Annotated in this window: 27 protein-coding genes and 1 pseudogene; 19 read left to right on the forward strand and 9 right to left on the reverse strand. The window is 42.1% G+C overall.

Going from position 1 to position 24843, the window contains the following annotated elements; genetic code table 11:
* Positions 1-84 precede the first annotated feature (84 nt).
* From MLD56_RS11615 to MLD56_RS11655, 9 genes are all read left to right on the forward strand, one after another.
* On the forward strand, positions 85-1116 hold the full coding sequence (locus MLD56_RS11615) for an agmatine deiminase family protein (protein ID WP_029515103.1): 1032 nt from the start codon (positions 85-87) through the stop codon (positions 1114-1116).
* A 29-nt stretch (positions 1117-1145) separates the two neighbouring features.
* Complete coding sequence (gene aguB / locus MLD56_RS11620; protein ID WP_029515101.1) at positions 1146-2021, forward strand: N-carbamoylputrescine amidase; 876 nt, start codon at positions 1146-1148, stop codon at positions 2019-2021.
* Between the two features lie 141 nt (positions 2022-2162).
* Positions 2163-2693, forward strand: a complete 531-nt coding sequence (locus tag MLD56_RS11625) for a hypothetical protein (protein WP_029515099.1) — start codon at positions 2163-2165, stop codon at positions 2691-2693.
* Between the two features lie 288 nt (positions 2694-2981).
* Positions 2982-5003, forward strand: a complete 2022-nt coding sequence (locus MLD56_RS11630; protein WP_029515097.1) for an NAD(P)/FAD-dependent oxidoreductase — start codon at positions 2982-2984, stop codon at positions 5001-5003.
* Between the two features lie 196 nt (positions 5004-5199).
* A complete protein-coding gene (locus MLD56_RS11635) occupies positions 5200-6120 on the forward strand; it encodes an aminoglycoside phosphotransferase family protein (protein WP_029515095.1) in 921 nt (306 codons plus the stop codon).
* Positions 6121-6465: 345 nt separating this feature from the next.
* Positions 6466-6915 (forward strand): Imm63 family immunity protein, encoded by a 450-nt coding sequence (locus tag MLD56_RS11640; RefSeq protein ID WP_029515094.1) that lies wholly within the window; start codon positions 6466-6468, stop codon positions 6913-6915.
* Positions 6916-7049: 134 nt separating this feature from the next.
* On the forward strand, positions 7050-8033 hold the full coding sequence (locus MLD56_RS11645; protein WP_029515092.1) for an ABC transporter substrate-binding protein: 984 nt from the start codon (positions 7050-7052) through the stop codon (positions 8031-8033).
* Positions 8034-8066: 33 nt separating this feature from the next.
* Positions 8067-9092 carry a FecCD family ABC transporter permease gene (locus tag MLD56_RS11650; protein ID WP_029515091.1) on the forward strand — a complete coding sequence of 342 codons (1026 nt, stop codon included), beginning with the start codon at positions 8067-8069 and terminating at the stop codon, positions 9090-9092.
* Positions 9089-10096, forward strand: a complete 1008-nt coding sequence (locus MLD56_RS11655) for a FecCD family ABC transporter permease (RefSeq protein WP_029515089.1) — start codon at positions 9089-9091, stop codon at positions 10094-10096. Before MLD56_RS11650 ends, MLD56_RS11655 begins: the two co-directional genes overlap by 4 nt.
* Positions 10097-10258: 162 nt before the next feature.
* Here the strand turns inward: MLD56_RS11655 and MLD56_RS11660 are convergent, their stop codons facing one another.
* Positions 10259-10834 carry an NAD(P)H oxidoreductase gene (locus tag MLD56_RS11660; RefSeq protein ID WP_029515088.1) on the reverse strand — a complete coding sequence of 192 codons (576 nt, stop codon included), beginning with the start codon at positions 10832-10834 and terminating at the stop codon, positions 10259-10261.
* A 234-nt stretch (positions 10835-11068) separates the two neighbouring features.
* Here MLD56_RS11660 and MLD56_RS11665 point away from each other — a divergent pair, with 234 nt between their 5' ends.
* A complete protein-coding gene (locus MLD56_RS11665) occupies positions 11069-11440 on the forward strand; it encodes a winged helix-turn-helix transcriptional regulator (protein WP_029515086.1) in 372 nt (123 codons plus the stop codon).
* Between the two features lie 101 nt (positions 11441-11541).
* Here MLD56_RS11665 and MLD56_RS11670 read toward each other — a convergent pair whose 3' ends face one another.
* Positions 11542-11970: a VOC family protein gene (locus MLD56_RS11670; protein ID WP_029515084.1), complete on the reverse strand. Its 429-nt coding sequence runs from the start codon at positions 11968-11970 to the stop codon at positions 11542-11544.
* A 210-nt stretch (positions 11971-12180) separates the two neighbouring features.
* Between MLD56_RS11670 and MLD56_RS11675 the strand changes: the two genes are divergently transcribed.
* Complete coding sequence (locus MLD56_RS11675; protein ID WP_029515083.1) at positions 12181-12378, forward strand: DUF3934 family protein; 198 nt, start codon at positions 12181-12183, stop codon at positions 12376-12378.
* Positions 12379-12493: 115 nt separating this feature from the next.
* Positions 12494-13186, forward strand: a complete 693-nt coding sequence (locus tag MLD56_RS11680; protein WP_029515081.1) for a pseudouridine synthase — start codon at positions 12494-12496, stop codon at positions 13184-13186.
* Positions 13187-13241: 55 nt separating this feature from the next.
* Here MLD56_RS11680 and MLD56_RS11685 read toward each other — a convergent pair whose 3' ends face one another.
* From MLD56_RS11685 to MLD56_RS11700, 4 genes are read right to left on the reverse strand one after another with little or no spacing between them, the layout of a single operon-like run.
* Positions 13242-14342: a GerAB/ArcD/ProY family transporter gene (locus MLD56_RS11685; RefSeq protein WP_029515079.1), complete on the reverse strand. Its 1101-nt coding sequence runs from the start codon at positions 14340-14342 to the stop codon at positions 13242-13244.
* Between the two features lie 12 nt (positions 14343-14354).
* Complete coding sequence (locus MLD56_RS11690; RefSeq protein ID WP_029515077.1) at positions 14355-14582, reverse strand: hypothetical protein; 228 nt, start codon at positions 14580-14582, stop codon at positions 14355-14357.
* 6 nt (positions 14583-14588) lie between these two features.
* Positions 14589-15797 (reverse strand): Ger(x)C family spore germination protein, encoded by a 1209-nt coding sequence (locus MLD56_RS11695; RefSeq protein ID WP_029515075.1) that lies wholly within the window; start codon positions 15795-15797, stop codon positions 14589-14591.
* A gap of 14 nt (positions 15798-15811) precedes the next feature.
* Positions 15812-17239, reverse strand: a complete 1428-nt coding sequence (locus tag MLD56_RS11700) for a spore germination protein (RefSeq protein ID WP_029515074.1) — start codon at positions 17237-17239, stop codon at positions 15812-15814.
* A 270-nt stretch (positions 17240-17509) separates the two neighbouring features.
* Between MLD56_RS11700 and MLD56_RS11705 the strand changes: the two are divergent.
* The 3 genes and pseudogenes from MLD56_RS11705 to MLD56_RS11715 form a co-directional block, all read left to right on the forward strand.
* Positions 17510-17638: pseudogene (locus tag MLD56_RS11705) on the forward strand (LysE family translocator); the annotation flags it as partial.
* A gap of 163 nt (positions 17639-17801) precedes the next feature.
* Complete coding sequence (locus MLD56_RS11710; RefSeq protein ID WP_029515073.1) at positions 17802-18170, forward strand: hypothetical protein; 369 nt, start codon at positions 17802-17804, stop codon at positions 18168-18170.
* A 125-nt stretch (positions 18171-18295) separates the two neighbouring features.
* On the forward strand, positions 18296-19138 hold the full coding sequence (locus MLD56_RS11715) for an alpha/beta fold macrolide esterase (protein WP_029515071.1): 843 nt from the start codon (positions 18296-18298) through the stop codon (positions 19136-19138).
* Positions 19139-19291: 153 nt separating this feature from the next.
* On the opposite strand, the gene MLD56_RS11720 is transcribed toward MLD56_RS11715, so the two are convergent.
* A complete protein-coding gene (locus MLD56_RS11720) occupies positions 19292-19894 on the reverse strand; it encodes a TetR/AcrR family transcriptional regulator (RefSeq protein ID WP_040101387.1) in 603 nt (200 codons plus the stop codon).
* A 188-nt stretch (positions 19895-20082) separates the two neighbouring features.
* Between MLD56_RS11720 and MLD56_RS11725 the strand changes: the two genes are divergently transcribed.
* Positions 20083-21288: an MFS transporter gene (locus MLD56_RS11725; RefSeq protein WP_029515070.1), complete on the forward strand. Its 1206-nt coding sequence runs from the start codon at positions 20083-20085 to the stop codon at positions 21286-21288.
* Between the two features lie 480 nt (positions 21289-21768).
* Here MLD56_RS11725 and MLD56_RS11730 read toward each other — a convergent pair whose 3' ends face one another.
* Positions 21769-21990 (reverse strand): helix-turn-helix domain-containing protein, encoded by a 222-nt coding sequence (locus tag MLD56_RS11730; protein WP_305954128.1) that lies wholly within the window; start codon positions 21988-21990, stop codon positions 21769-21771.
* Positions 21991-22101: 111 nt separating this feature from the next.
* Between MLD56_RS11730 and MLD56_RS11735 the strand changes: the two genes are divergently transcribed.
* On the forward strand, positions 22102-22380 hold the full coding sequence (locus MLD56_RS11735; RefSeq protein ID WP_029515068.1) for a DUF6809 family protein: 279 nt from the start codon (positions 22102-22104) through the stop codon (positions 22378-22380).
* Positions 22381-22469: 89 nt separating this feature from the next.
* On the opposite strand, the gene MLD56_RS11740 is transcribed toward MLD56_RS11735, so the two are convergent.
* Positions 22470-22688, reverse strand: coding sequence for a helix-turn-helix domain-containing protein (locus tag MLD56_RS11740; protein ID WP_029515066.1), 219 nt, complete (start codon positions 22686-22688; stop codon positions 22470-22472).
* A 598-nt stretch (positions 22689-23286) separates the two neighbouring features.
* On the opposite strand from MLD56_RS11740, the gene MLD56_RS11745 reads away from it, so the two are divergent.
* Both MLD56_RS11745 and MLD56_RS11750 read left to right on the forward strand, forming a co-directional pair.
* A complete protein-coding gene (locus tag MLD56_RS11745; protein ID WP_241113506.1) occupies positions 23287-23727 on the forward strand; it encodes a hypothetical protein in 441 nt (146 codons plus the stop codon).
* Between the two features lie 515 nt (positions 23728-24242).
* Positions 24243-24803, forward strand: coding sequence for a MarR family winged helix-turn-helix transcriptional regulator (locus tag MLD56_RS11750; protein ID WP_029515063.1), 561 nt, complete (start codon positions 24243-24245; stop codon positions 24801-24803).
* The last annotated feature ends 40 nt before the right edge of the window (positions 24804-24843 follow it).

The raw sequence follows: 24843 nt of genomic DNA on the forward strand, positions 1-24843 counted from the left end.
TTCCGCTTCGATTGAGACAAAGATCATATTATTGTATGATAGGAGCGGAGTCTACATTATGAAAAAGAAAGAGAGCTTCAATACATGCAAATTAAGGATTCACATTATAAGATGCCGCCTGAATGGGCGCCACATGAACGCACGTATATTTCTTGGCCTGTAAAATCTTCAATGGTTTACCCGGATATGCATGCTGATGTATGCAAGGGCTATGCCGGAATTGTACGCGCCATGGCGGAATTTGAACCAGTTACTGTGGTCGTAAATCCGGAAGATTTGGAGAGCGTTAAGGCGCTTGAACTTGGGGAACGGGTAGAACTGCTGTCGATTGAGCACAGCGATGCGTGGCTGCGTGATAACGGCCCTACTTTTCTCACAGACGAGCATGGTCAGTTGGCAGGTGTTAACTGGAAGTTTAACGCCTGGGGTGGCAAATACGCCCCATGGGACCTGGATGACCAGGTTGCACCGCAAATTTTGGACCAACTTGGAGTTCCACGGTTTGATGCACCGGTTGTGATGGAAGGCGGCTCACTGCACGTAGATGGCGAAGGCACACTGATTACAACCGAAGAGTGTTTGCTCAATTCCAACCGAAATCCGGAATTAAGCAGAGAAGAAATTGAACGGCATGTATGTGAGTATACAGGTGCCGAGAAGATAATATGGCTAAAACGTGGTCTTAGTGGCGACGAAACAGACGGTCATGTGGACAATATTGCTTGTTTTGCAGCTCCTGGCAAGGTCATTATGCAAGTGTGTGATGATCCTGAGGATGAAAATTACGAAATCACGCAGGAAAACCTGCGCATTCTGGAGCAAGCAACGGATGCCCAAGGCCGTAAGCTGGAAGTGATTCGGATCGGCCAGCCGCCGCGCGTGGATTATGAAGACAGCCGATTGACACTGAGTTATATTAACTTCTATTTTGTGAATGGCGGTATTATTTTGCCAGTGTTCGGCGGCACTGCCGCTGAGAGTGATCTTGCAGCTGAGCAAGTGCTGGCAAATGTATTCCCAGATCGCACCATTCGTACTGTAGACGGTATGGCGGTCATCCGTGAAGGCGGTAACGTGCACTGTACGACCCAGCAGATGCCTGCTGTAAAGCGTTGAACGATACAACATCTAAAAGGAGGACTAAAGTGAGAAAAGTAAAAGTTGCAGCAACTCAAATGAGCTGTTCTACCAATATCGAAGAAAATATTAGTAAAGCAGAGAAGTTAGTACGTGAAGCGGCTGCGCAGGGCGCACAAATTATTTTGCTACAGGAGTTGTTCGAGACTCCATATTTCTGCCAGAAGGAAAAGTCTGATTATTATTCATATGCCACTGAGCTGGAGCACAACAAAGCGGTTAACCATTTTAGGAAAATCGCCAAAGAATTACAGGTTGTGCTGCCAATCAGCTTCTATGAAAAGAAAAACTACGCGCGCTACAACAGTCTTGCCGTCATTGACGCAGACGGTGAAGTGTTAGGTAAATACCGCAAAAGCCACATCCCGGACGGTCCTGGGTATGAGGAAAAATTTTATTTTAATCCGGGCGATACCGGTTTTAAAGTATGGAATACACGTTATGCCAAAATTGGGGTAGGCGTGTGCTGGGACCAATGGTATCCTGAGGCGGCCCGCTGTATGGCGCTCATGGGCGCAGAACTTTTGTTCTATCCGACAGCTATTGGCTCGGAACCGCAGGATTCTGCCATTGATTCCAAGGATCACTGGCAGACTTGCATGCTGGGTCATGCGGCTTCCAACCTGATTCCAGTCATAGCTTCCAATCGGATCGGAACTGAAACGGACGAAGACTCCAGTATTACATTCTACGGTTCATCCTTTATTGCCGGACATCAAGGTAACAAGATCGCAGAAGCGGGTCGTACCGATGAAGAAGTGCTTACTGCTGAATTTGACCTGGATGAGCTGGAAGTAGGACGGATTGAATGGGGCATTTTCCGTGACCGTCGTCCTGAACTGTACAATATGATTGCCACCTATGATGGTGATTTAAAAGTATAATCTTGATACGGATAGACAAGTCTCCCTTGACGTCAAGCCGGGGTGTTTCCTTTCATTGGACTCACCCGGCTTTTCGGGCAGGGGATTTTTGGTTTCTGAATGGAGCACTTCTAGTGATGGATAGGAGGAAAGAAAACAGCAATGAGACATAAGGGGATAGACCAATCACTCGCACAGTTCTCAACTTCGACAGAAGAGGATCAAGAGTGGGAATACTCGAATGAAAGAGATATGGCTATTCTGGGCTTGTGGGACGAATACACACTATCTGCTCAGCGTTTATGTGAACGAATGGCTACCGAAACCCACCAATTCAGACCTTCTGAGTTCGACCCGTTCCCAACTCAGTTTGAATGGCTGGAACAGAAAGAAACAGACTTGATTATTGATGGAATATGGTCAGCTGATTTGCATGGGGATCATTGTCTGTTTATGAATATTGGGGAGCATCACCCAGAACGGCATACATCTATTGAGGCTTATATTTACGATACCCAGGTGATCGACGAAGGATTTTTCCTTAAATATCTGAATACCTCTCCTAAAGCCTCAGCCTACGCACCTTTATTCGAAGTAAATGGATATACCACAATGTGTGGACTGCTGGACAGATACGTTAGGGAAGGGATTTTGGTACGTGTACCCAACGGTTTTAAAAGAACAGCTCGGTAGATGGATACCAGAATATAAGCATGATTTTTCCACACCAAAGGGACATTCCTCACAGGATTGTTCCTTTTTTATTTTATTTATAACTCCAGTTAATCTATAGATTGAAACTATGATTTAGTACATAAAATAGCATTAGAATTTATGGATTAGATGATATAAAATCAAGTCATAAGGAATGATCGTACTCAATAACATCTCGATATTCCCAAAAGTGAAATAAATCACATATGAGAATGCTTTAATGGAAGCTTGAACATGAAATTTGTACACTCGCAAGGAGGAAGAACAATGAACCACTATCCTGCTATCTTTGAACCTCTAACCATACGACGCATGACCTTGAAAAATCGGATTGTTATGCCCCCAATGGGAACTAACTTTGCTGCCATGGACGGAAGCTTTGTTCAGGATCATATTGACTATTACGTGCAACGGGCCAAAGGTGGTACCGGCTTGATAACAGTAGAAAATGTTTGTCTGGATTTCCCAATGGGTACAAACGGAACAACCCAGCTGCGTATGGATAACGATCAGTTTATTCCCGGACTGTTTAGATTAACAGAAGCCCTACACTCTTATGGAGCTTGTGTTTCTGTACAAATTAACCATGCGGGTGCTTCAGCTTATGCGGGACGACTGAACGGAATTCAGCCTGTATCTTCTTCCAATATTCCTTCTAAAAAGGGCGGAGCGATTCCAAGACCTTTGCAAAAAGAAGAAATTTACGCCATTGTGCGCAAATACGGAGAAGCAGCGGGAAGAGCGCAACGAGCAGGATTTGACTGTGTTGAAATTCATGCGGGACACTCCTACTTGCTGAGTCAGTTTCTTTCGCCGATGTATAATAAACGCACGGATGAATTTGGCGGCAGTGCAGAAAACCGTACCCGTTTTGCCAGATTAGTCATTGATGAAATTCGTTCAGTGGTAGGCCCATTCTTCCCTATTTGCTTACGTTTTAGCGCGGAAGAGTTCACAGAAGGTGGGAACACACTGGAAGATACACTCGAGTTATTGGAGTATCTTAATGATGAGGTAGATATTTTGAATGTTTCTGCTGCTCTGAATGATTCCATCCAGTTCCAGATTGACGGGATGAACCTGCCAGATGGTTGGCGCTCATATATGGCCAAAGCGGTAAAAGAAAAATTCGGGAAGGTAACGATGACCTCAGGTAATATTCGGAGCCCACAGGCTGCGCAGGATATTTTGGTGAGAGGTGACGCGGATCTTCTGGCAATGGGTAGAGGCTTGATTGCAGAACCGAACTGGGTGCTTAAAGTGCAAAACGGCTACGAACATTTGCTTAGAAAATGTATCTCTTGCAACATTGGTTGTGCCGATCATCGTATCTCCAAAAGTAAACCGATTTGCTGTACGGTAAATCCGGATCTGTTCAAGGAAGCTGAATACCGGAAACAACGTGTTAAAAACAATGTTCAGGTTGTTGTGATCGGTGGGGGTACCGCTGGGATGGAAGCAGCATGTACGGCAGCCGAAGTAGGCTGCAAAGTAACCCTCTTTGAGGAGAAACCAGAGTTGGGCGGTTTGGCCCGTGATATTGCCCGCTTGCCAGACAAAACACGCATCAATGATTTCCCTGATTATCTGATTCAACGCACCAAACAGTTAACCAATCTGAACATTGTAACAGGGAGCCGAGCCGATTTGGCGATGATTAGTGCCCTGAATCCTGATATTATTGTCAATGCGACGGGGGCCATACCACTTCTTCCGCCTATTGCAGGTTTGCATGAGCAACTGGGCAAACCGGGGACAAAAGTGTTCTCCATCTTTGATCTTTTGCACAACATGGAGAAATTCCAGGAGTTTGAAGGTAAACGCATTGCTGTAGTTGGTGGCGGGGCTGTGGGACTGGATGTCGTCGAATATTACGCAGAGCGTGGAGCACAAGAGGTTTCCATTATTGAGATGATGCCGCTACTCGGTAAAGATCTGGATATGATTACCCGAATCTCCATGATGAAAATGGTAGAGGAGCGGGAAGTGAACGTCCATACGGAAACAGCTTTGACAGAAGTGTGTAGCGACCGTTTCAAAGTAAAGCATGGAGAACAGGAGTTTGAGATTCCTTTTGATCTTGGATTCGTATGCTTGGGTATGCGTTCATACAGTCCGCTGATGGACAGCTTGCTCGAATATGGTAAAAAACATCAAGTAGAAGTTATTAATATTGGGGATAGTAAACAAGCTCGTCGTATTATTGATGGTACACGTGAAGGTCGCAATATTCTCAAAACCATTCAACGGGTAGACGAATTTAAACATGAGTTTTCGTATTCTTACTGATTTTATAATATAAGTGATGGGTGTTCACGATGGCAACTCAGTGAATATTGAGGTTGAAGAGACAGCTTGTCTTTTCAGCCTTTTTTATTTGAGTTTTTTCTGGAAGAAGATTGATTCCTCTGTCATTTCAAAGGTAAACTATGGAAAGCATATAGTAAGTTAGTAAGTAAGGCTATTTTAACGTGGGGGGATGAGCGTGAATCAACTCTTTAGTGAAATACCGGGTGCCAGCAAGTGGAGCAACGTGGAAGAGATTCATAGAGGCTGGTCCAGTGACAAAAAATATTATATTCGAACCACTGATGGTAGAGACTTGCTGCTAAGAATGGCGGATATGGTTCATTATGATAAAAAGAAACGCGAGTTTGAAGCTGTAAAAAAGCTGAATCACGTGGAGAATCTGTTCATGTCCCGGCCGCTTGAATTTGGGTTTTGTAATGAGGGTCAATCTGTATATTCCTTGTTCACCTGGATCGAAGGGAAAGATGCTGAAGAGATGATCCCCACGTTAGCTGCAGCACAACAGTATCAACTTGGAGTTCAAGCGGGAGATGCATTGAAAAAAATGCATGAGATTCATGCAGAGCCAGATCGAGCCCCATGGGCTGAGCATTATAATGGCAAAATCAACAGGTATATTACAAACTATAAGTCATGCGGTATTTTCTTAAAGGGAGCAGATCAAGCCATAAGCTTTATTGAGCAAAACCGTCATCTATTAGAAAATCGTCCTCAAACATTTCAGCATGGGGATTATCATGTGGGCAATATGGTGGTTACCCCATCTGGTGAACTGGGTATCATCGATTTTAATAGAATGGACTATGGTGATCCTTGGGAAGAATTCAATAGAATTACCTGGTGTGCAGCATTAAGTCCTTTATTCGCTTCGGGCCGAATCCACGGTTATTTTAATAACAATGTACCTGATTTATTTTTTAGATTAATGGCTCTGTATATTGCAAGCAATCAGCTTTCATCGATCCACTGGGCCATTCCATTTGGCAAAGAAGAGGTAGACGATATGGTGCAACGAGCTGAAGAGGTATTGGAGGCATATGATGACTTTCAATCCTATATACCGAAATGGTACCTGCCCAGTTACCGCGACTTGTAAATATGAAGACCGCTGCTCCTGGGAGTGACGGTCTATTTTTAGCATTCTATTATCGTCACTTTTAGCTTAACGGTAGAACCTTTGGCAGAAACGGAGGAGGCCTTTACGCTGTTACCTTCACTAATGGATTGACCTGCCACCTGGACAGCAATGGCCTAATCGTGCCTACGTGATCGTTGTATACCAAGGTTGCGTGTTGAAACGTAACGATAAACGTTGATGTTGCTGAAGCTGCGAGCGCGTACGTTCCATTGAACATCAGGGATACCACTACCCATAGAATAGCCGATGCTTTCGTCCATATGACTTGAATTTATTTAGTAGAGAGAGGGAAGGGAAAATCTGATGAAAAAAATATATAGCGAACAAGAACTCATAGATATGACGATTAAACTGCTTGAACAAACTTCAATATATGAAGAGCAGTATGAGCAATATGTAAGACGACCTTTCTGTACGGATTTTTATGATGATCTGAGTCCGTATGTGCAAGTGAGCAAGCGGGGTTATACGCTCCAAATGTATGAAAGAGGCATACAGATGCTGAACAAGCTTACGAAAGAGGAAGAGGATGTGATTTATTGGATCATCGAAGATACAATTCACATCATTGCCCATCTGAATCTGCTTCGCAAATATAAAGTGGATAACATAAATACTCATTTAAAATATACAAAGGAGATCATGAAGGAGCTGACAACTTCAATGAACAAAGCATTTTATGAAATTGGAGGAATCTATCAGGAATGGCATGAAGCGAATAGAAGAGCCACACTGGAGAACCCATTAAAGTAAAACAAAACAAGAAACAGTTGACAATCAGTGAGGTAAAATTTACAATTTTATATTAGCGATAATGATTATCAATATCATTATTATTAATTTTAAGTATGCTTTGCACTTACTATATTTCAAAGGAGATTTACAACATGCATCGTATGATGAACAAGAAGTTTCACATGATTTTATGTGCACTATTCGTAGTGATTTTCGTTATTTCAGGTTGTGGGAATGCTGGCAGCTCCTCTGATTCATCTGCTAAATCCGCGTCGTCCACGAAGGAAGAGGTAAGCAGTGATTCTGATACACGTACAGTCTCTACGGTAAAAGGAGATGTGAAGGTGCCCGCTAATCCTCAACGGGTAGTCGTGAACTGGTATGTTGGCGATGTATTTACACTAGGGATTAAGCCGGCCGCAGTCATGGGGTGGAAACAAGAAACGATGCCTTTTTACGATAAGTTTAACGACGTCCCCAATATTGAAAAGTGGGAAACTGAGGAAATTATGAAGTATGATCCTGATCTCATCATTACATATGATACAAAGGATTATGATAAGCTGTCTAAAATTGCGCCTGTTCTTGTGATACCTGAGGATAAAATGACCTCCCTAGAACGTTTGAAATTTCTTGGTCAGGCCACAGGACATGAAGCAGAAGCGGACAAAGTGATTTCACTGTTTGAAAGCAAGCTGAGTCAGGCCAAAGAAAAACTAAATTCCGACATATTCAAGGACAAAACGTTTAGCATTTTCGAGGACTGGGGCAGTGGCTCCTACGGAATTTATTATGAAACAGGCTCACGCGGAGGAACGTTGCTTTACAATTATCTTGGACTTCACAAACCGGAAAAGCTCAACACATTGGTTAAAAACTCCGGAGAGAATCGTGGTTCTTTATCCTACGAGGTAGCTGCTGAATACTTTGGAGATTATGTCCTTTGGTTTAAGCAGGAAGGCAAGGAATCCGAATATGCGAAGACAAAAATCTGGAGCAGCATTCCAGCCGTTAAAAACGGACATATCATCGAAATTCCAGCGAAATATGCAGGACTGTTCTATTATTCGGACGTTGCTAGTATGACGGGACAGCTAGATTATATGATTAGCAAATTGCTGGAACAGACGAAGTAACGATGCATAATTGACCAACTAAGGGTGTAATCGATGTCTACTCACAAAGAACCAAATAAAAAAGGAATATTTCATTTTATAGGCTGCATGATCGTGGGCGTGTTCCTGCTTCTGGTGGTTACCGCAGCATCCATTACCTTTGGTGCTGCGGAAATGAGCTTGAAGCTGGCGTGGGGGGCTATATTTCAGTTTGATCCCAACATTACGGAACATCAGATTATTCACACCTTGCGGTTTCCACGCACCGTGGCAGATATCATGGTAGGGTGTAGCTTGGCTGTGTGTGGGGCGATTATGCAGGGAACCACTCGTAATCCACTAGCGGATTCGGGACTCATTGGCATAAGCTCAGGCTCGACATTTGCTATTGCGTTATGTATGGCCTTTTTGCCTGGTCGCACCTACGGAGAAACCATGCTGTATTCTTGCCTAGGTGCAGCAATCACTACGGGCATTACGTATTACATCGCATCTATAGGCAAGCGAGGCATGACGCCTCAGCGACTGGTACTGGCAGGAATGTCCATCTCCATGCTTTTTGGTGCATTTAGTACGTTTATCGCTATTAAGTATGAGATTGGCCAAGCCCTTGATTACTGGTCTGCTGGTGGTACAGCCAGTGCCAAGTGGGGTGAACTAGCTTTCATTGCTCCACTGTTTGTAGTGGGTTTGGTCTGTGCCATCGCGCTTTCTCCCTCAATTACGATTTTGAGCTTCGGGGAGGATGTAGCATCAGGCTTGGGTATTCGTGCCAATAGGATTAAGTTGTTTTCAACCCTAATTGTATTAATTCTGACGGGGTTATCGGTTATTGTGGTCGGTCCTGTTGGCTTCGTGGGTTTGATCGTGCCACACATTATGCGCCATCTGGTCGGAACGGATTATCGGTATATTATCCCGGCCTCAGCTTTGTATGGAGCAGTCTTTCTGTTGGCAGCGGATTTACTTGGACGACTGATCAATCGCCCTCACGAAACACCCCTTGGCATTATTTTTGCCTTGGTGGGCGTACCCTATTTTCTCTACCTTGTGCGCAAGCAAAGGAGGGAGTTTAGTTGAAGCTGTCCCGCAATAGCAGGGGTATTAGCATTATTTTACTGTTAGTAGTGCTGACGCTGTTAGTGGCTATACTCAGTATGAATGTTGGGAAAATGAACCTTTCTCCACTCGAAGTTTTCAAGGTCATCATGGGCGAAGGAACGAGCAAACAGAACCTGATCGTGTTTGACTTTCGACTGCCACGTATTGTGCTTTCTATATTGGTAGGTATTGGCATGGGGATATCAGGCTGTATCATGCAAAGCTTGCTCAAAAACGACATGGCCAGTCCCGGGACACTCGGCATCAGCTCAGGCTCGGGGCTATTTGTACTTATGTATATTACGTTGTTCGCTAGTGAAGGATTGCTATCGCCGATTCTTCTTCCAGGGTTAGCTTTTGCAGGCGGCCTCACGGCAGCTTTCTTGATTTTTATGTTTGCTTTCAGGCGGGGAAGAGACATCTCGCCTACAGGCCTAATTTTAACCGGTGTCGCTATGGGGAGTGGCTACAGCGCATTATCTCTGATGTTGACACTCCGGCTAGACAAGCAACAGTATGACTTTGCTCTGAGATGGCAGGCTGGAGACCTGTGGGGGGACGACTGGAGCTATATTATGGTGCTGCTCCCGTGGGTGTTTATCATCTGTTTTTACGTTTTTTACAGGTCTAACACACTCAATACGTTGAATTTGGGGAATCAGACAGCATCGGGCCTCGGTGTAGCAATTAAAAGGGAGTTTATCGGCTTGACGATTGCTGCCGTTGCGCTCGCTTCTGGTAGCGTGGCACTTGGAGGGAATTTCTTTTTTGTAGGCATGGTCAGTCCCCATCTAGCGCGCAAGCTAGTAGGGCCCAATCATAAGCTATTGCTACCTACGACAGCATTAGTTGGTGCACTCGTCATTTTGATTGCTGACACACTTACTCGGACGATAAGCTTTGGTGCAGATATTCCAACCGGAATTATTATCACCATACTGGTTACCCCTTATTTCCTTTACTTGCTGTCGAAAGCTAGTTAAATGCAGAATAATGAAAAGACGCTTACCCCTGTCCATGCAAAATATGGCTGGGTTAACGTCTTTTTTCGCGTTACTACTTAGGTCTCCTTGCGGAAAGATAATTCTTTCTCGCATTCTGTTAGGATTTCCGGCCTTCGTGTCGGAGGGGATTGTAAATAAAGCCTAATCCTTGCCATAATTCAAACCAAAGTGATAAGCTTGATCCAGCAGCATTACAAAATGACCGGAATTTGAACTCAGGGTCTCATCTAAGAATTCAACCTTGGAATTGGAAACTCCGCAATAATCTGCAATTCCCACATTCAGCAAATGAGTAATCATTTCATCATAGTTACGCTTTTTCAACTGTTCTTTCGAAACGCCGGCCAAGCCAAGCCACAAGATATGCTGATGATGCAGGTGATTCGAACCGTACGCAAACCCATTGTTCCATACACGGTCAATATAACCCTTCAGCATAGCTGGCAAATTCCACCACCAAAGTGGAAAAATAAATGCCAATGCATCATGCTCCTTCATCCGCCTTATTTCCATTTCTACTTCAGGGGAAAAGGACTGTTCCGCAACTGTCAAATCCGGTTCATCTACTCCTTTTAAAATAGGATCAAAACCAATCCCATGCAAATCTAATATCTCATAATCGTGGCCTGCATCGGCAAGACCCTGTACGAAACGATCAGCAACCTTAAAGGTCAAGGAATCTTTTCTCGGGTGTGAAACAACGGTTAATACTTTCATGCTTCTTCACTACCTTTCTCAATAGCTTACTTCTAGGAATGCTCAATGCTTGATGCTATTATATACAGTAGGAAAATAATCTGGAAGTACGCACTTCTAAGTTCTATAGGATGATACAGGTGCCATAGGAACATGGAAGTGCCCTAGGTAGATTCCCTAGAAACTGATCTGAGTAATGAATTGAAGTGATGGGTTGTTCTGAGCAAACGAAGCCTTCTAAAGGAGGATTAAGAAATGACTGAACAGACAAAAAATAGGGTTCAAAAGAAGTATCAAGTTGGAGTGGAAGCGGCTTTAGAGGTGATGGGAGGGAAATGGAAGCCTTTAATTATCTACCATCTGATGACAGGACGGAAACGAACGTCTGAGTTTCGTCGGTTAATACCCGGCATTACACAAAAAATGCTGACCACTCAGCTCAGAGGCCTAGAAAAGGATGAGATCGTTACACGAAAGGTTTATAATGAAATCCCTCCTAAAGTAGAGTATGAGTTAACGGACTACGGCTGGGGATTAAAACCCGCGCTAGACCATTTATGCTACTGGGGAGAGGATCACCTGGATAAGATTCATGGAGACAAATTCAAGGTTTTGGAAGAATTCTAAGGCTGCTGTATAGAGTAACTTTAAGCTGATATTAAGCCCTCACAAAGTATTCAATTAGAATAGCTTGCGAGGGCTTAACTATCGCAGGGTAATATAACAGACTAACTGTCGGTCATTCCGTTATCATAACTTAATTGCCATTCAATTCCGAACTTATCTTTAAGGCTACCGTAACATTTGCTCCAGAATGTTTCTTGAAGTTCCATGTTTACGGTTCCTCCTTCTTTTAATTTATGAAAGTACGATCGAATTTTCTCTTCGTCCTTATTGACGATGGCGAGGCTGATGTTGTTTCCGGCTACGAATGGCATACCAGGAAAAACGTCTGAAAACATGACATTACTACCATCAATTTGAAGCCGCGTGTGCATGACCAGATTTTTGGCTTCTTCTTGTAGAGGATAATCAGGATTGGGCGGTGCTTCACCGAACGTCATAATTTGTGGTTTCTCAGTCCCAAATGCCTCTGCGTAAAACTCCGCTGCTTCACGACAGTTTCCATTAAAGTTAAGATAAACATCAACAGACATGTGTTTCACTCCTTTAAGAATCATTATTTTTCCATACTATATGGCCTTATCTCATTATTAACCTGCAAACTAACAAAAATACAGTAAGATCCGTTTTGCGAAAGTATTTGCGGCTTAACATGTTCAATTTTTAAAACAAATGGGCATTATATTCAAAGTAATGGTATGATAGCTTAGTTAAATCTGAACGACTAGTAATGGAGTGATCATATGGGTGGAAAAAGCAAGGGCGGCGGGACCGGCAGAGGCACAGGTAGTAAGGGATGGACACGTTGGAACAAAACTGCGAAGCCAGTAAGGACAAAAAGCGCTTCTACAAGCGCACCGGGAAGCAAAGCGGCAGGTGGCACAAAAGGCGGCACTGCCAAACCAACAAGGAATAAAAACGGCGGCAACAGTAGCAAATAAGCCGGGAAAGTATAAGTTGTCGTAAACGGCGAACATCTGATTAAGCAAGAACAATCAGGTGTTTTTTTAATTATTTTATTTAAACTCACATATTATAATCAGAAGCAGGTGAATCGTGAGAATTAACAAGTACATCAGTGAGACAGGATTCTGCTCACGTCGGGAAACCAACAGACTGATTGCAGCAGGACGAATTACGATTAATGGCATTGTCTGTGAAGCGGGCGCGGAAGTAGAGCCACAGGATATCGTGCTGATTGATGGGGAAGTTATTCCGTATAATTCCAGTGAACCTGTATATTTGGCTCTGAATAAGCCTATAGGCATTGTTTGTACCGCAGCAGAACAGGTTGCTGGTAATATTATTAGTTATGTTAACTACCCTTCGCGGATTTTTGCCATTGGCAGGCTGGACAAAGCGTCAGAGGGACTCATTCTATTAACCAACGATGGAAGCATTGTCAATCAAATGATGCGTTCCGAGCATGGTCATGAGAAGGAATATGTAGTAACTGTAGACAAACCTGTTACAAACGAGTTTACGCAGGCTATGTCTTGTGGCGTTGAAATATTGAACGTTATTACCAAACCGTGCAAGGTTGATCGTACAAGCGAATACGAGTTCCGCATTATTTTGACGCAGGGTCTGAACTTGCAAATTCGCAGAATGTGTAAGGCCTTGGGGTACAGGGTGCTCAAGTTGGAACGTGTTCGAATTATGAATATTACCTTGGATCATCTGGAACGTGGGCAATGGAGACATCTTGAGAGGGAGGAACTGGAGTTGCTTCTTGCTAAATTGCAATAATGAGTACAACAAAAGTTTATTTGAAGGACAGTATGTTCATACGGCCAACGCAACTTTAGTGATACTTTTTACGAAATTTTAGCGAGCCGCCTACCTTACCCACCAGCCATAGCACAATAGGAAACACGATACCGAAAATCATGGCGTAAAAAGGCCATACTGAAAAAAACTTGATTAAAAATTGCATATTTGGCCAAATAGAGTGAACCATTGCCAATGCGATTAGGATCAGAGGAACTAAGAGAGAGTTAGCGCTTCGAAGACGAAAAGCATCTGCAAGCCCTTGCGCTGAAACATATAAAAGTAGTGCGAGTCGAAAAAATATGGTGACAAACCAGAACACTGCAACAACAATTTCAAACCGTTGAAGAAACTCCCCGTTACTGATTGTTCGGCTAATAAAATAAGTGGGAAATGTCAAATTAGATACAACACCTTCACTCATCACGGCGATTATTTGTAGAACCATGAAAAAATACATGCCGCCGCTAATCAATGCAGAGGTAATCACTGTCTTTCTCCACTTTTTTGGATCGGGGATGTACTGTGCAAAAAAAAGATACAGAATTGCTTCAAGGTAGGGAAAGGCAAACAAATTGAACGAAGCGAGAACGATAGGGTTCAAACCATACTCGAAAATAGGGAGCACATTATCTATGTTGGTATCAGGAAGGAGGGTAATCCTGACCAAAAGATACAGAGCAAGAAGGAAGAAAAACAGGATTTCCGCGCAACGGCCAATTACAGCAGGGCCTGATCGAACGGCGAAATAAATGACTATTAGCATGATGAAATATATCGCTTCGGAGGGAGTTTCCGGCATAATAGCTATCGTGATAAAGTCGCCCAGATTTCGAAGTGTCATAATGAACACAAGAAAGGGAAAGAAAAAAATGAAAACGATGCTGATCGTCCCGCCCAAGGGACCGAAGAGGCAACGGAGATGCTCTACAAAAGATTTCCCCTGTATTTGCCTAGCGATGGAGGCATATAAAGGTATCAATAACAGATGGAAACCTAAGGAGACTGGAATGGAGAGCCAGGCATCTTGTTTAGCGACAGCGGTAATTGCCGCTGGGAGTACCAGATATGCGCTTCCTATTTGATATAATGCAAACCACATAATAGCTTGTCGAACGGTCAGGTTGGAATTCATCCCAATGCCTCCTTAAGATAATATTTCAGTAAGTAACCGGCTTATCGGTTGAAATAGGATTTGGATGCCCGTCAGTGGAGTCGGCAGTTTAATATTGGCGATCCGTAGGATAATCAATATAACGCCTATAATCAACAATATCGAGCTGAATACAATTTCACGCACATATTGTTTCGCCTTAAATTTTTTAAACTCATACAACGATGTTAAAATGGAAGTTACGAGAATCACATAAAGCATATGCATTCACTCCTGATTGTGTATTCCCATATCAATTGGACTGGTAATGTCTCCGAACCGGACTAAACGATAGTTGAGCTGAATATCCACTTTAAGCGTTTGAAATTTTTGTGGCCAATCCTCTTTCCATCTATGCCATTCACGTGGGAACTTGCGGTGAAAAGCTTCTCCAAACCCGAATATATCGGAACCGATTTGTTGTGCGTGCGAAATGCCTTTCTTCAAAGACTGTTGCAGATGCTCTTTAGCTGATTCTTGAAGATCTCTAAATGTCTCTTCATTCTTAGGGGTGGCATTGCACGAGATCGTTCCGATATTGGATTCTGTATCCACAATAAGAGAAATGTGCGGCTCATGGTCTATTATTTCTGGACGCATCTTTACTTTGGAACGGATTACTTCAACAACAAATTTCCCTTTGGAATTCGGACAATCGATGGAAGCTACGGTGCTGGAAACACGGTTGGATATATATGTAAAGGCTTTACTTTGTGAATCATCCATCCAATTGATAAGTCGGTCGCCCTTGAAAACACCAACTCCAGTAAAAAAATATTTAACATGTTGGGGCGACTTTGTCACATTATCAATAGTTAGACCTTTTTCTACGTTTGTCAGTCGAATACCGGTGAGAACCGGTTCAATGCCATCCTCTGTAAATTTCTCTAAAATATCTTTCACATTGACCGCGGAAGTTGGAGCCCATGCTTTTTCAGAAAGCCTTAATGCCTTATACATATCCATTGCAGGCAAGATCTCGGTTGGAGCTACAAAAGTAACGGCCTCCTTTGCCGAGTTTCCTCTGACAACGGCCAAATAGAAATCAGGTCGAACTTCATGATCACGGAACAGAAAGTCCAGCGGCTCCTTGATTCCTTTTTTTGCCGTTTTCTCATCAAAAATGACAAACTTTAAGTGAGACATATACATTTTTCGGGACGATTCCGTTGTTAATTTTCGAATAGCTTCAAATATGGTATCGGCGCGCTTGGAAAAAACGATCGTTGGCGTCCGTTCCATGGGGGAATTCTGCGACATTTTCGATGGGTCAACCACTTGTAAACTGACTTCATATTGGTCATCAACGGCATCAATGCCCAGAGCCATCACGACGGAAATTGCACTCAGTTCCTTACTGTTCCAGCAACCCGTAAGAAACACCATTAGCCAGATGCACATAAACAGTAATAAAATGGTGGATCGATACGAGTTCATGATGGTTTACTCCTTTAGTTTTTACGATGTTTTTTAGTTCTATATGGAAAACGCAATATGGCGTCCCTCTGCTCCGACGATTTGTAATTGGCAAAGGGGCTCAAATACGGTACACCGAATGAATGAAGCCCATTCAGATGTACAAAGAGCATGAGAATACCAACAGTCAATCCGTACACACCAAACATAGCGGCTATGCCTATGAAAGCGAAACGTAATATCCGGATTGGAATAGCAAAAGTGTACGAGGGAATGACAAAGCTCGAAATGGCAGTTATTGCAACAACAATGACCATAACAGCCGAAACGATGTTTGCTTCTACAGCTGCTTGGCCGATCACTATTGACCCGACAATAGAAACGGCTTGACCGACCGTCCGTGGCATACGAAGACCTGCCTCCCTCAGAATTTCAAAAACCACTTCCATGATCATCGCCTCAATAAATGCTGGAAACGGTACTCCTTCACGTTGCGCGGATAAGCTTAATAACAAAACGGTTGGAATCATATCCTGATGGAATGTCGTTAATGCGACATAAATGGCCGGAGCCAACATACAGATTGCCAGGCAAATGTACCTTAATATTCGAATGATACTACTGTAAACAAAGGATTGATAATAGTCTTCTGCGGATTGAAGGAAATCTGCAAACACCGCAGGTGCAAGGATGGCGAAGGGAGATCCATCCACAAATATCGCTATTTTCCCCTCCATAATTCCTGCTGCAATAGAGTCTGGGCGATCAGAATTATAAAAGAGCGGAAATATCGTGAATTGTTTATCTTCATGGAGACATTCTTCCAAATATTCGCTTTCAAGCACGCCTTCCACATGCATGTTCTTTAACTTGGATATCATGTCCTGCACCTTTTTTGGGTCAGCGATCCCATGTAAATACATGACCGATATATCGGTCTTAGTTTTTTTGCCAACTTTTAGGGTAGTTAGACGTACTCTTGTATCCTTCACCCTTCGACGAACCATAGTCGTATTCGTACGTAAAGTTTCTGTAAACGCTTCTTGCGGACCTCTGACCACTGGCTGTGTCTTCGAGTCCGAAATGCTGCGTTCTTCCCATCCAGGCAAAGAAATGACCAATCCTTCATCCATATCGTTCAGGAGTAGGAGAAGACCACCGGAGAGGATCTGTTCCAAGGCATCTTCAAAGTTTTGAGTAAAGTTTGCTTCACCAATGTCCAAAATTGCGTTTTTCAATAACGGTAAAGTGATCTCGTCAGAGGAGACACGATCATGCAACGGACGGATCACGTTATCCTGTACCTTTTGCATGTCAGTCATGCCGTCCAAATAAAAAAGAGCAGCGTGTTTATGGCCAGTCGTGATCTCACGAACAACAAAATCCGAACTGTTTCCCATGAAGTCACAAATGAGATCAATATTCTGGCATAATTGTCTTGAAAATTTGGTATGTAACTTCATTTTCACCCTCCTCAGATACGTAGTATTAACAATAATCCAAAATAATACCACAATAATCCATAATTGCGTTGTTGTCGGTAAGGTCAATGACATCTTCAACGGTGGAGGATAAAGGCTATTCTCTTTCTTTGAAGGCTTGGTATGATGAGGAAAAGCAAAAATGATGGGAGAACGTGACTACGAAGGATACAATACCTGCAATAACATACTATATGCTATTTATCTTAAGATGTAATATTTCATGAGAATACGCTAAAAGGAGTTTTCCTTATGAATATTACATCAGTTTTAATTTATTGTTTTATTGCTACCTTCACACCAGGCCCTACCAATATCGTCATATTATCCACAGTGCATCATTTTGGAGCAAAAAAGGCAATGAAATATACGTTTGGAGCATTTGAGTATATGTCACATCTAAAGTGAGGAGGAGGGAGTATGTTTAAATAGGCTACAGATGACTATCCTTTTTTGGAATAGTTTACTTGTGTAGTATAATACTTTTGAAGGATATTCTTTTCTATCAATTCATTTAAACATCCAAATAGAGAGGTATTTGATCATGCTATTTATTACAAAAAAAACGATCAATAAGCTAGCAGAACCTTATAGAGAATCTGACATGCTTGTCTGCTATTCAACTCCACAGAGCTTTTCGGCTTATACAAGTCGAGCCATATTACTCTTAAATAATGATAGGATTATTATCCTTTTCCTCAATCTATTTTCCACAAAAGTAGTACAAAAAGTTGAATATGAAGTTGCTGATTTACAAGAACAAAAATACCATTCTGGACACCTGTCTTCTGCAATATGGTCATTTAAAATCAAAGGCCAGCATTGTAGGTTTAGGATAATCAAAAAAATTCTTACTCTTGGCTCTATGCAAAGAGATTTTCTGAATTTCTTGCAACAAAATAATTTAAACTAGCGACCGAGTAGATCGGTAATTTCTGTCTGCCTAAGGCGGGGCACCGTAAGTACTTTATGGGGATAAGTGATGAAGGTAATATTCGGTGTTTTTTTGTTATATATCATTGAGGGGAGGAATTCTACATGAACGAACAACTCATAAAAAGCGATGGAATAGAAATCTGTAGTGAGAGTTTCGGCGAGCAAGTTAACCCGGCAATATTACTGATTATGGGGGCTCAATCCTCATTGGTCTGGTGGGAGCAAGAATTTTGTCAGCGTTTAGCTGAGACAGGTCGCTTTGTCATTCGCTATGATAACCGAGATGTTGGACGTTCTACAACCTATGAATCTGGTCAACCGGACTATACCTTCGAAGACATGGCAGATGATGCGATTCGAGTATTAGATGCTTATAAGATTGAGCAAGCGCATATCGTAGGGATGTCTATGGGCGGTATGCTGACTCAGTTGATAGCTCTACGACATCCAGACAGAGTATTAACCGTGACTCTTTTAGCAACGTCAAATTTTGCTTCCGATCTTCCACCGATGGAGAAAAAGGTTATGGACTATTTCTCGAATATGGGAGCAATAGATTGGTCGAACGAACAATCGGTGGTCGATTTTGTGGTGGGTAGATCAAGAATTTTAGTCGGTTCAAAGCATCCTTTCAATGAGAAAAAGGTTTATCAATTAGCAAAAGAAGAATGGAAAAGAAGCAACAATATGGCCAGTATGAATAATCACGCTATGCTGTCAGGCGGGGAATCCTATTTGGCTAGAACAGGGGAAATAAACGTTCCTACACTGGTTATACACGGTACTGAAGATTCGATTATCCCTTATGAACACGGAATAAATCTTGCTAACGCAATTCCGCGTGCGGTTTTACTGACATTGGAAGGTGCCGGGCATGAGCTTCACTATGACGACTGGGATTTAATAATCGATTCTATCTCAAAACACACTTCGATACTCAATTAGGTCAGCTGATGTGTAGGATAGCTGAATAAAACCGTTTACGAGAGAAGCAATCTTCCTGAATAAAAAGGCAATCTCCTTTTTTAAGGGGATTGCCTTTTGCTATTTGTATGCCCTTATTTTCATGAAGACTGGGCAAGTCTCAAGTCTCAAGTCTCAGGCACAAGTATCCCAAAGCTCCATCAATTTAGTAATGGCTGCATCAATGTTGTCTAGGGACACACCATCTCTGGCTTCCGTAGATATACCTTCCAGAAAGGTAACGAATAGTGTGGTTAACATGCTAACATTTGTGGATTCTTGAAGTTCTCCATTCTTGGTAGCTCGCTCAATACGAGCATAGAACTTGTTCCTAGTCACTGCTCTTTGCCTGATCAATAGTTCTCGAATATGAGTGTTTTCTGGGGAACATGTATTTGCAGAGAATATGACTAAACAACCCAAGGGATGGGTCTGCTCAGTCTGCATGATTGCTGAACTTCTTAAGGCTAATTCAATAGCTGTGCGCGATGAAAGTGAATAGTTTGTAAGGCTTGTCGATACTTGTCCGTATGTAGCCAAATACCGGTCCAGCGCTTCTTTGAATAATGCGTCTTTTGATTCAAAAGCTGCATAAAAGCTGGCTGAGGAGATGCCGCCCATCGCCTTTTTGAGTTGAGCCAAAGAGGTTGATTCAAATCCATGCTCCCAAAACAACATCATAGCTTGGGAGATCGCTTCGTCGCGACAGAATTTACGTGGTCTTCCGGTTCTAACCATGGAGTCGCCTCCTTATATCTTGTACTTATATACTAATCGATCCAAAAGTAATTGACAAGACAGAGAGGTATCTTTAAAATGTGGATTGATCGATCCATAAGTAAAATAAAAGGAGAGCAAATCATTGGCATATATGCTTGATTTTTCGCTTGAACTTGTTTTGAAATCGATTTTAAGGAGCTGCGCTAATGTCCAGCAATAACTCTTCTACTACTGTAAAGATTGCTTCTTCCGCCTCCTCTGAGCGCTTTCCCTGGCTTGGTCTGCTTGCTTTGGCTATGACAGGATTCATCTGTATTATGACGGAAACGATTCCGGCTGGTTTGCTTCCGCAAATAAGCAAGGGACTTTATATTTCAGAGGCAATGGCGGGTCAACTGGTCACTGTCTATGCCATCGGTTCCCTAGTGGCTGCCATCCCTGTAGCTATAGTTACCCGCCAATGGCGGAGGCGTCCGCTGTTACTTCTGGCTATTTGCGGGTTCCTGGTTTTTAACAGTGTCACCGCGATTTCTTCCAGCTACATACTGACGCTGGCTGCCCGTCTACTGGCAGGAGTTTCGGCTGGAGTTCTATGGGGGATGATCGGCGGTTACGCTCTCCGCATGGTATCTGCTACATTGAAGGGGAGGGGGATGGCCGTTGCCATGGTTGGAACGCCGATCGCCTTGGCTATTGGTGTCCCAGCGGGGACGTTTCTGGGGAACCTTATGGGTTGGCGTTCTGTTTTTGGAATTATGTCACTACTGACAGTTATACTGATCGCGTGGGTGCTTTGGAAGGTGCCGGACTATCCGGGACAGTCCTCCGATAAGCAAGCTTCGATCTATGCAGTCTTCCTTACACCGGGGATTCGGCCCATACTATTGGTTGTACTGACCTGGATGACAGCCCATAATATTCTTTACACTTATATTGCTCCATTTCTTGCGGCCAATGGGATGGGGGAGAGAGTGGGGCTGGCGCTGGCTTTCTTTGGCATTGCTGCTCTCATAGGTATATGGATAACTGGCGTATTCATCGACCGTTGGCTGCGTAAGCTTGTTTTGATTAGTCTTATTTCCTTCGTCTTAATTTCTATTGCCATGAGCTTTAGCAACTCCAATGCCCTTATGATCTATATCATTGTTACGGTATGGGGTTTAACTTTCGGTGGCGCAGCAACGCTGTTGCAAACGGCGCTTGCTCAGGCTGCAGGGGAGGGCAAAGTGGATATGGTTATGCCGATTAACACGACCGTATGGAATCTGGCTATCGCCGGCGGCGGGATGGCTGGGGGTATTTTACTCGAAACTTTTGGTGCGGGATCATTTTCATGGGCATTATTCATACTCTTATTCCTTGCGCTTCTCGTGGCTTGGGGTGGCAAAAAGTATTCGTTCCCTCCACACTAACCTAGTAATTAGTGAAGGTTTTTTTAAAAATTTTCTTGTTATGACTTCTAACTTTAATGCACAGAAGATGCTGTCCCAAGGGCAGTTGCTATAAAATAAAGCGCATTGTCCAAGCCGATGTTGTCGACAGGGCAATGCTCCTTGTGTTTGCATTCGAACATACGATAAAAATGAAGTGCATTCCGCACCAGACTGGTAGCCTGTAAGTTCGACTTCGCCATCCTTCAGAACTAGGAGCAAATGATGCTCTGTGTCTGCGAACGGCTTGTCGCCTAAGGAAAGTTGGGTAGGTACATAGATATATTATGATGGTCCCTCCGCGCTCCTTCGTAAAGCCAATAAAATGACCCATACTCTTGGTGTAAAACTGATTACGGTGGATGGGAAATCTACAATAAAAGAGAATTTTACGTTGGTTGAAAAACATTTATTGAAATAATGCACAATTAGATTAAGACTAATATTTATTTCTTAGAAATGTTATCCCGCCGGGTAGGGCTTTATTTGGTTTGTTCTATTTAGTAAATAGTCTGTGCTTGTATGGTGGAAATTAGCTAGTCTAATTAAAATCTCCGTTGGAATGTCTATTTCCCCACGTTCATAATTGCTGTATATCCGCTGGCTACAATTCAGATAATCGGCCATTTGAGTTTGAGTCAAATCCTTATCTTCACGTAAATCTCGAATCCGTTGATACATCATATTCACCTCGAACTAAGAATATCTTAGCGAAATAATCGCTATTGATTTTTAGCGAATAATTCGCTAAAATTAGTCAGAGGGTTAATAATACATATCATGAAGGAGTAGAACATGAGTATCTTGGAGAACTTTTATTACGGAAAATGTAACCCAAGTGAACGAATCAAATCGAAAGACACTGAGTTTGAACTGGTCTCTCAGAGAATAGCCGATGCTGAGGAAGCCCTCAAAACAAAATTGCCAGAACAAGATTACAAATTAATTGAAGAGCTTTCGGATTTACAAGATGTTTTAATTTCCTTATTGTCCGCTTCGGCTTATATTGAGGGTTATAAAATGGGGGCACTAATAATGATTGAAGTATTTGACGGGAAAGAAGAGTTGAAATAGGTAGTTCAGAAGATTGTAGGGGGCGATTATAAAAAAATTTGAAAGGTAGCTCCTTTATGAGGAGTTACCTTTTTTATTTCTAAAAGTAGCTAGCCTGCGGGATAAGGTTTTTTTTGTTTCGTTCTGTTTAACAAGTAGTCTGTGCTTGTGTTATGGAAATCAGCTAGTTTGATTAGAATCCTTGTAGGAATATCAACATCGCCGCGTTCGTAATTGCTATAAATTCGTTGACTGCAATTCAAATATTCAGCCATTTGGGATTGAGTCAAATCTCTATCTTCACGCAAATCTCGGATCCTTTGGTACATCTTCTCACCTCCAAACCTAGAATATCCCAGCGAAATAATCGCTATTTATTTTTAGCGAATATTTCGCTATTTAGTCAGAGGATTTCATTTAGGTTTAGAGCATGAAGGGAACAAACGTATGTGCATCCATTTATTGTTTGAAGTATATGATTTTGAGACTCAATATTTTTACCAAATATGCGCACCCACCGTTTCTTACTGCGCTTGCTTCTGTAGACATGATTTATGTTCCCTAATTTGGTTTGTTGAAAAATCAAAAGGCCGGCACATTGGCCGACCTGGTTCACCGAGGCTCGAAAGCGGCGGGGTGTTCCTTATTTAATTTTCCATGATATAAATATATCATGCTAAAAGTCTAACGAACGGCCATCATTCGGTCAAAAGTTATTTAATAAACAGTCTCTTTTCACAGGTTATAATAACCATTTATTGTCCAAATACTATGAATAGATATTATTACAGGAAAAAACAACTACTATATTCCTCTATTTTACAAATATATATAATTCATGTTAGTATATTGAAGAAAAATATCAAATATATGAAGAGAGTTGCCAACACCGTAGAATCTTCTATAACTTCAGAGACTAAGATAGACTTGGAAAATGGAATTGTTGATGAAAGAGTAGAGCAAGAATTAAGACAAGTTGATTATGATGACCTTTTCAAAACTGTAGGCATTAATCTTGGAATGGTCGATACTCAACGTCCATCTGGGGAAGTAAGTACACAAGGCTGGAGATCAAAGTTCGCAAAGGAAGTAGCGTTAGAATTAATTTCTAAACTAAAAAATATTGGATCACGTGCTTGGAATGAACAGATAAAAATTTATGTAGATAAGATACCACTTTTGACCGACGGTGCAAAAGAAACTTTGAAATATTATCTTGGTTATCAAGTAATAATGCAAGCTTTGGATATCATGGTAGATTTCACAGGCACAGCAGAGGACGGTCTTGCTTACGCCTTAAAATATGTTGGGTTGCCTGCGTGGTTGGCCGAACCCGCATCCAGAGCTATTGTCTTCTTCTTGCTGTAAAATCGGAAAAAAGGGGGACTAAACGTGTACATACTCGCATTGATTATACTTATTACTACAGGTTTGGTATCCATAGCTGATATTTTGTTTGATATAAAAGATTCCGGTGAAGGAATCAGGTTGATGGTTAAAACTTCACAGGCTCTATTCTTTTTATCATTGTTGTTTTTTACAGTAAAAAGCGGTACCAAGAAAAGAGACTGAACTCGTCACACACAGAAAAAGGGTGGAGTTGATAAACTATATCAACTCCACCCTTTTTAGTTATTCGTCGTACGTGTTGATATAATCGCTCCTTCTCCTGGCTTAGCAAACAACTTCACTTCCGCAAGGCAAAAGACGTGACCGGGCGGATCATTCATAACGACTAGGAATTCCAGATACACAATAACAATTATTTATTTAATGTATGCAATTTACAAATGGTATTATTGTCACCATGTTGACGATAATACAAAATGCTGTTATTGTAATTATAGTCAGTATGGTGACAAAAAAAAGAAAAGGATATATTTATGGAATATTCTAAAGCGCTTAGAGAGTTATATATAATGCAACAAACTTACGCTACTTTTTTTTCCGTTACTAATAAGTTGCAAATACAAGGCGACAACTATTTTGAGAAATTAACATCACGACAGTACATGATCATGCTGGCAATAGCTCATTTGCCAGAGGATGAAACAACACTTGTTAATATTGCAAGAAAGTTAGAAACAAGCAAACAAAGCGCACAAAAGCTTATAGTCAATTTAGAGAATAAAGGATACCTAATTACGACGCCAAGCAAACGGGACAAACGTGCAATTAACGTGGAAATCACGGAATTAGGGAAAAGAGTCATGCTGGAATGTGGTGAGAAAGCAATATGCCTAATGGCAGATATTTTTAATGGATTCACAACTGAAGAATTAGAAGTGTTATGGAGTTTATTGAAAAGAATATATGGTGCTCACAACGAAGAGTACGTTGGTTTTGAGGAAGATGTAAATTATAAATTTGAAGACTTGGAAGGGTTTCAAGAAGCACAAATTCGAGCTTTAGATAGCTTTATTTTACGGAGAAAGCATTTTTAAATAATGGGAAACATTTTTCCATCAAAATTCATTGCTACTT

The sequence above is a fragment of the Paenibacillus peoriae genome (genome assembly GCF_022531965.1).
Taxonomy (GTDB): domain Bacteria; phylum Bacillota; class Bacilli; order Paenibacillales; family Paenibacillaceae; genus Paenibacillus; species Paenibacillus polymyxa_D.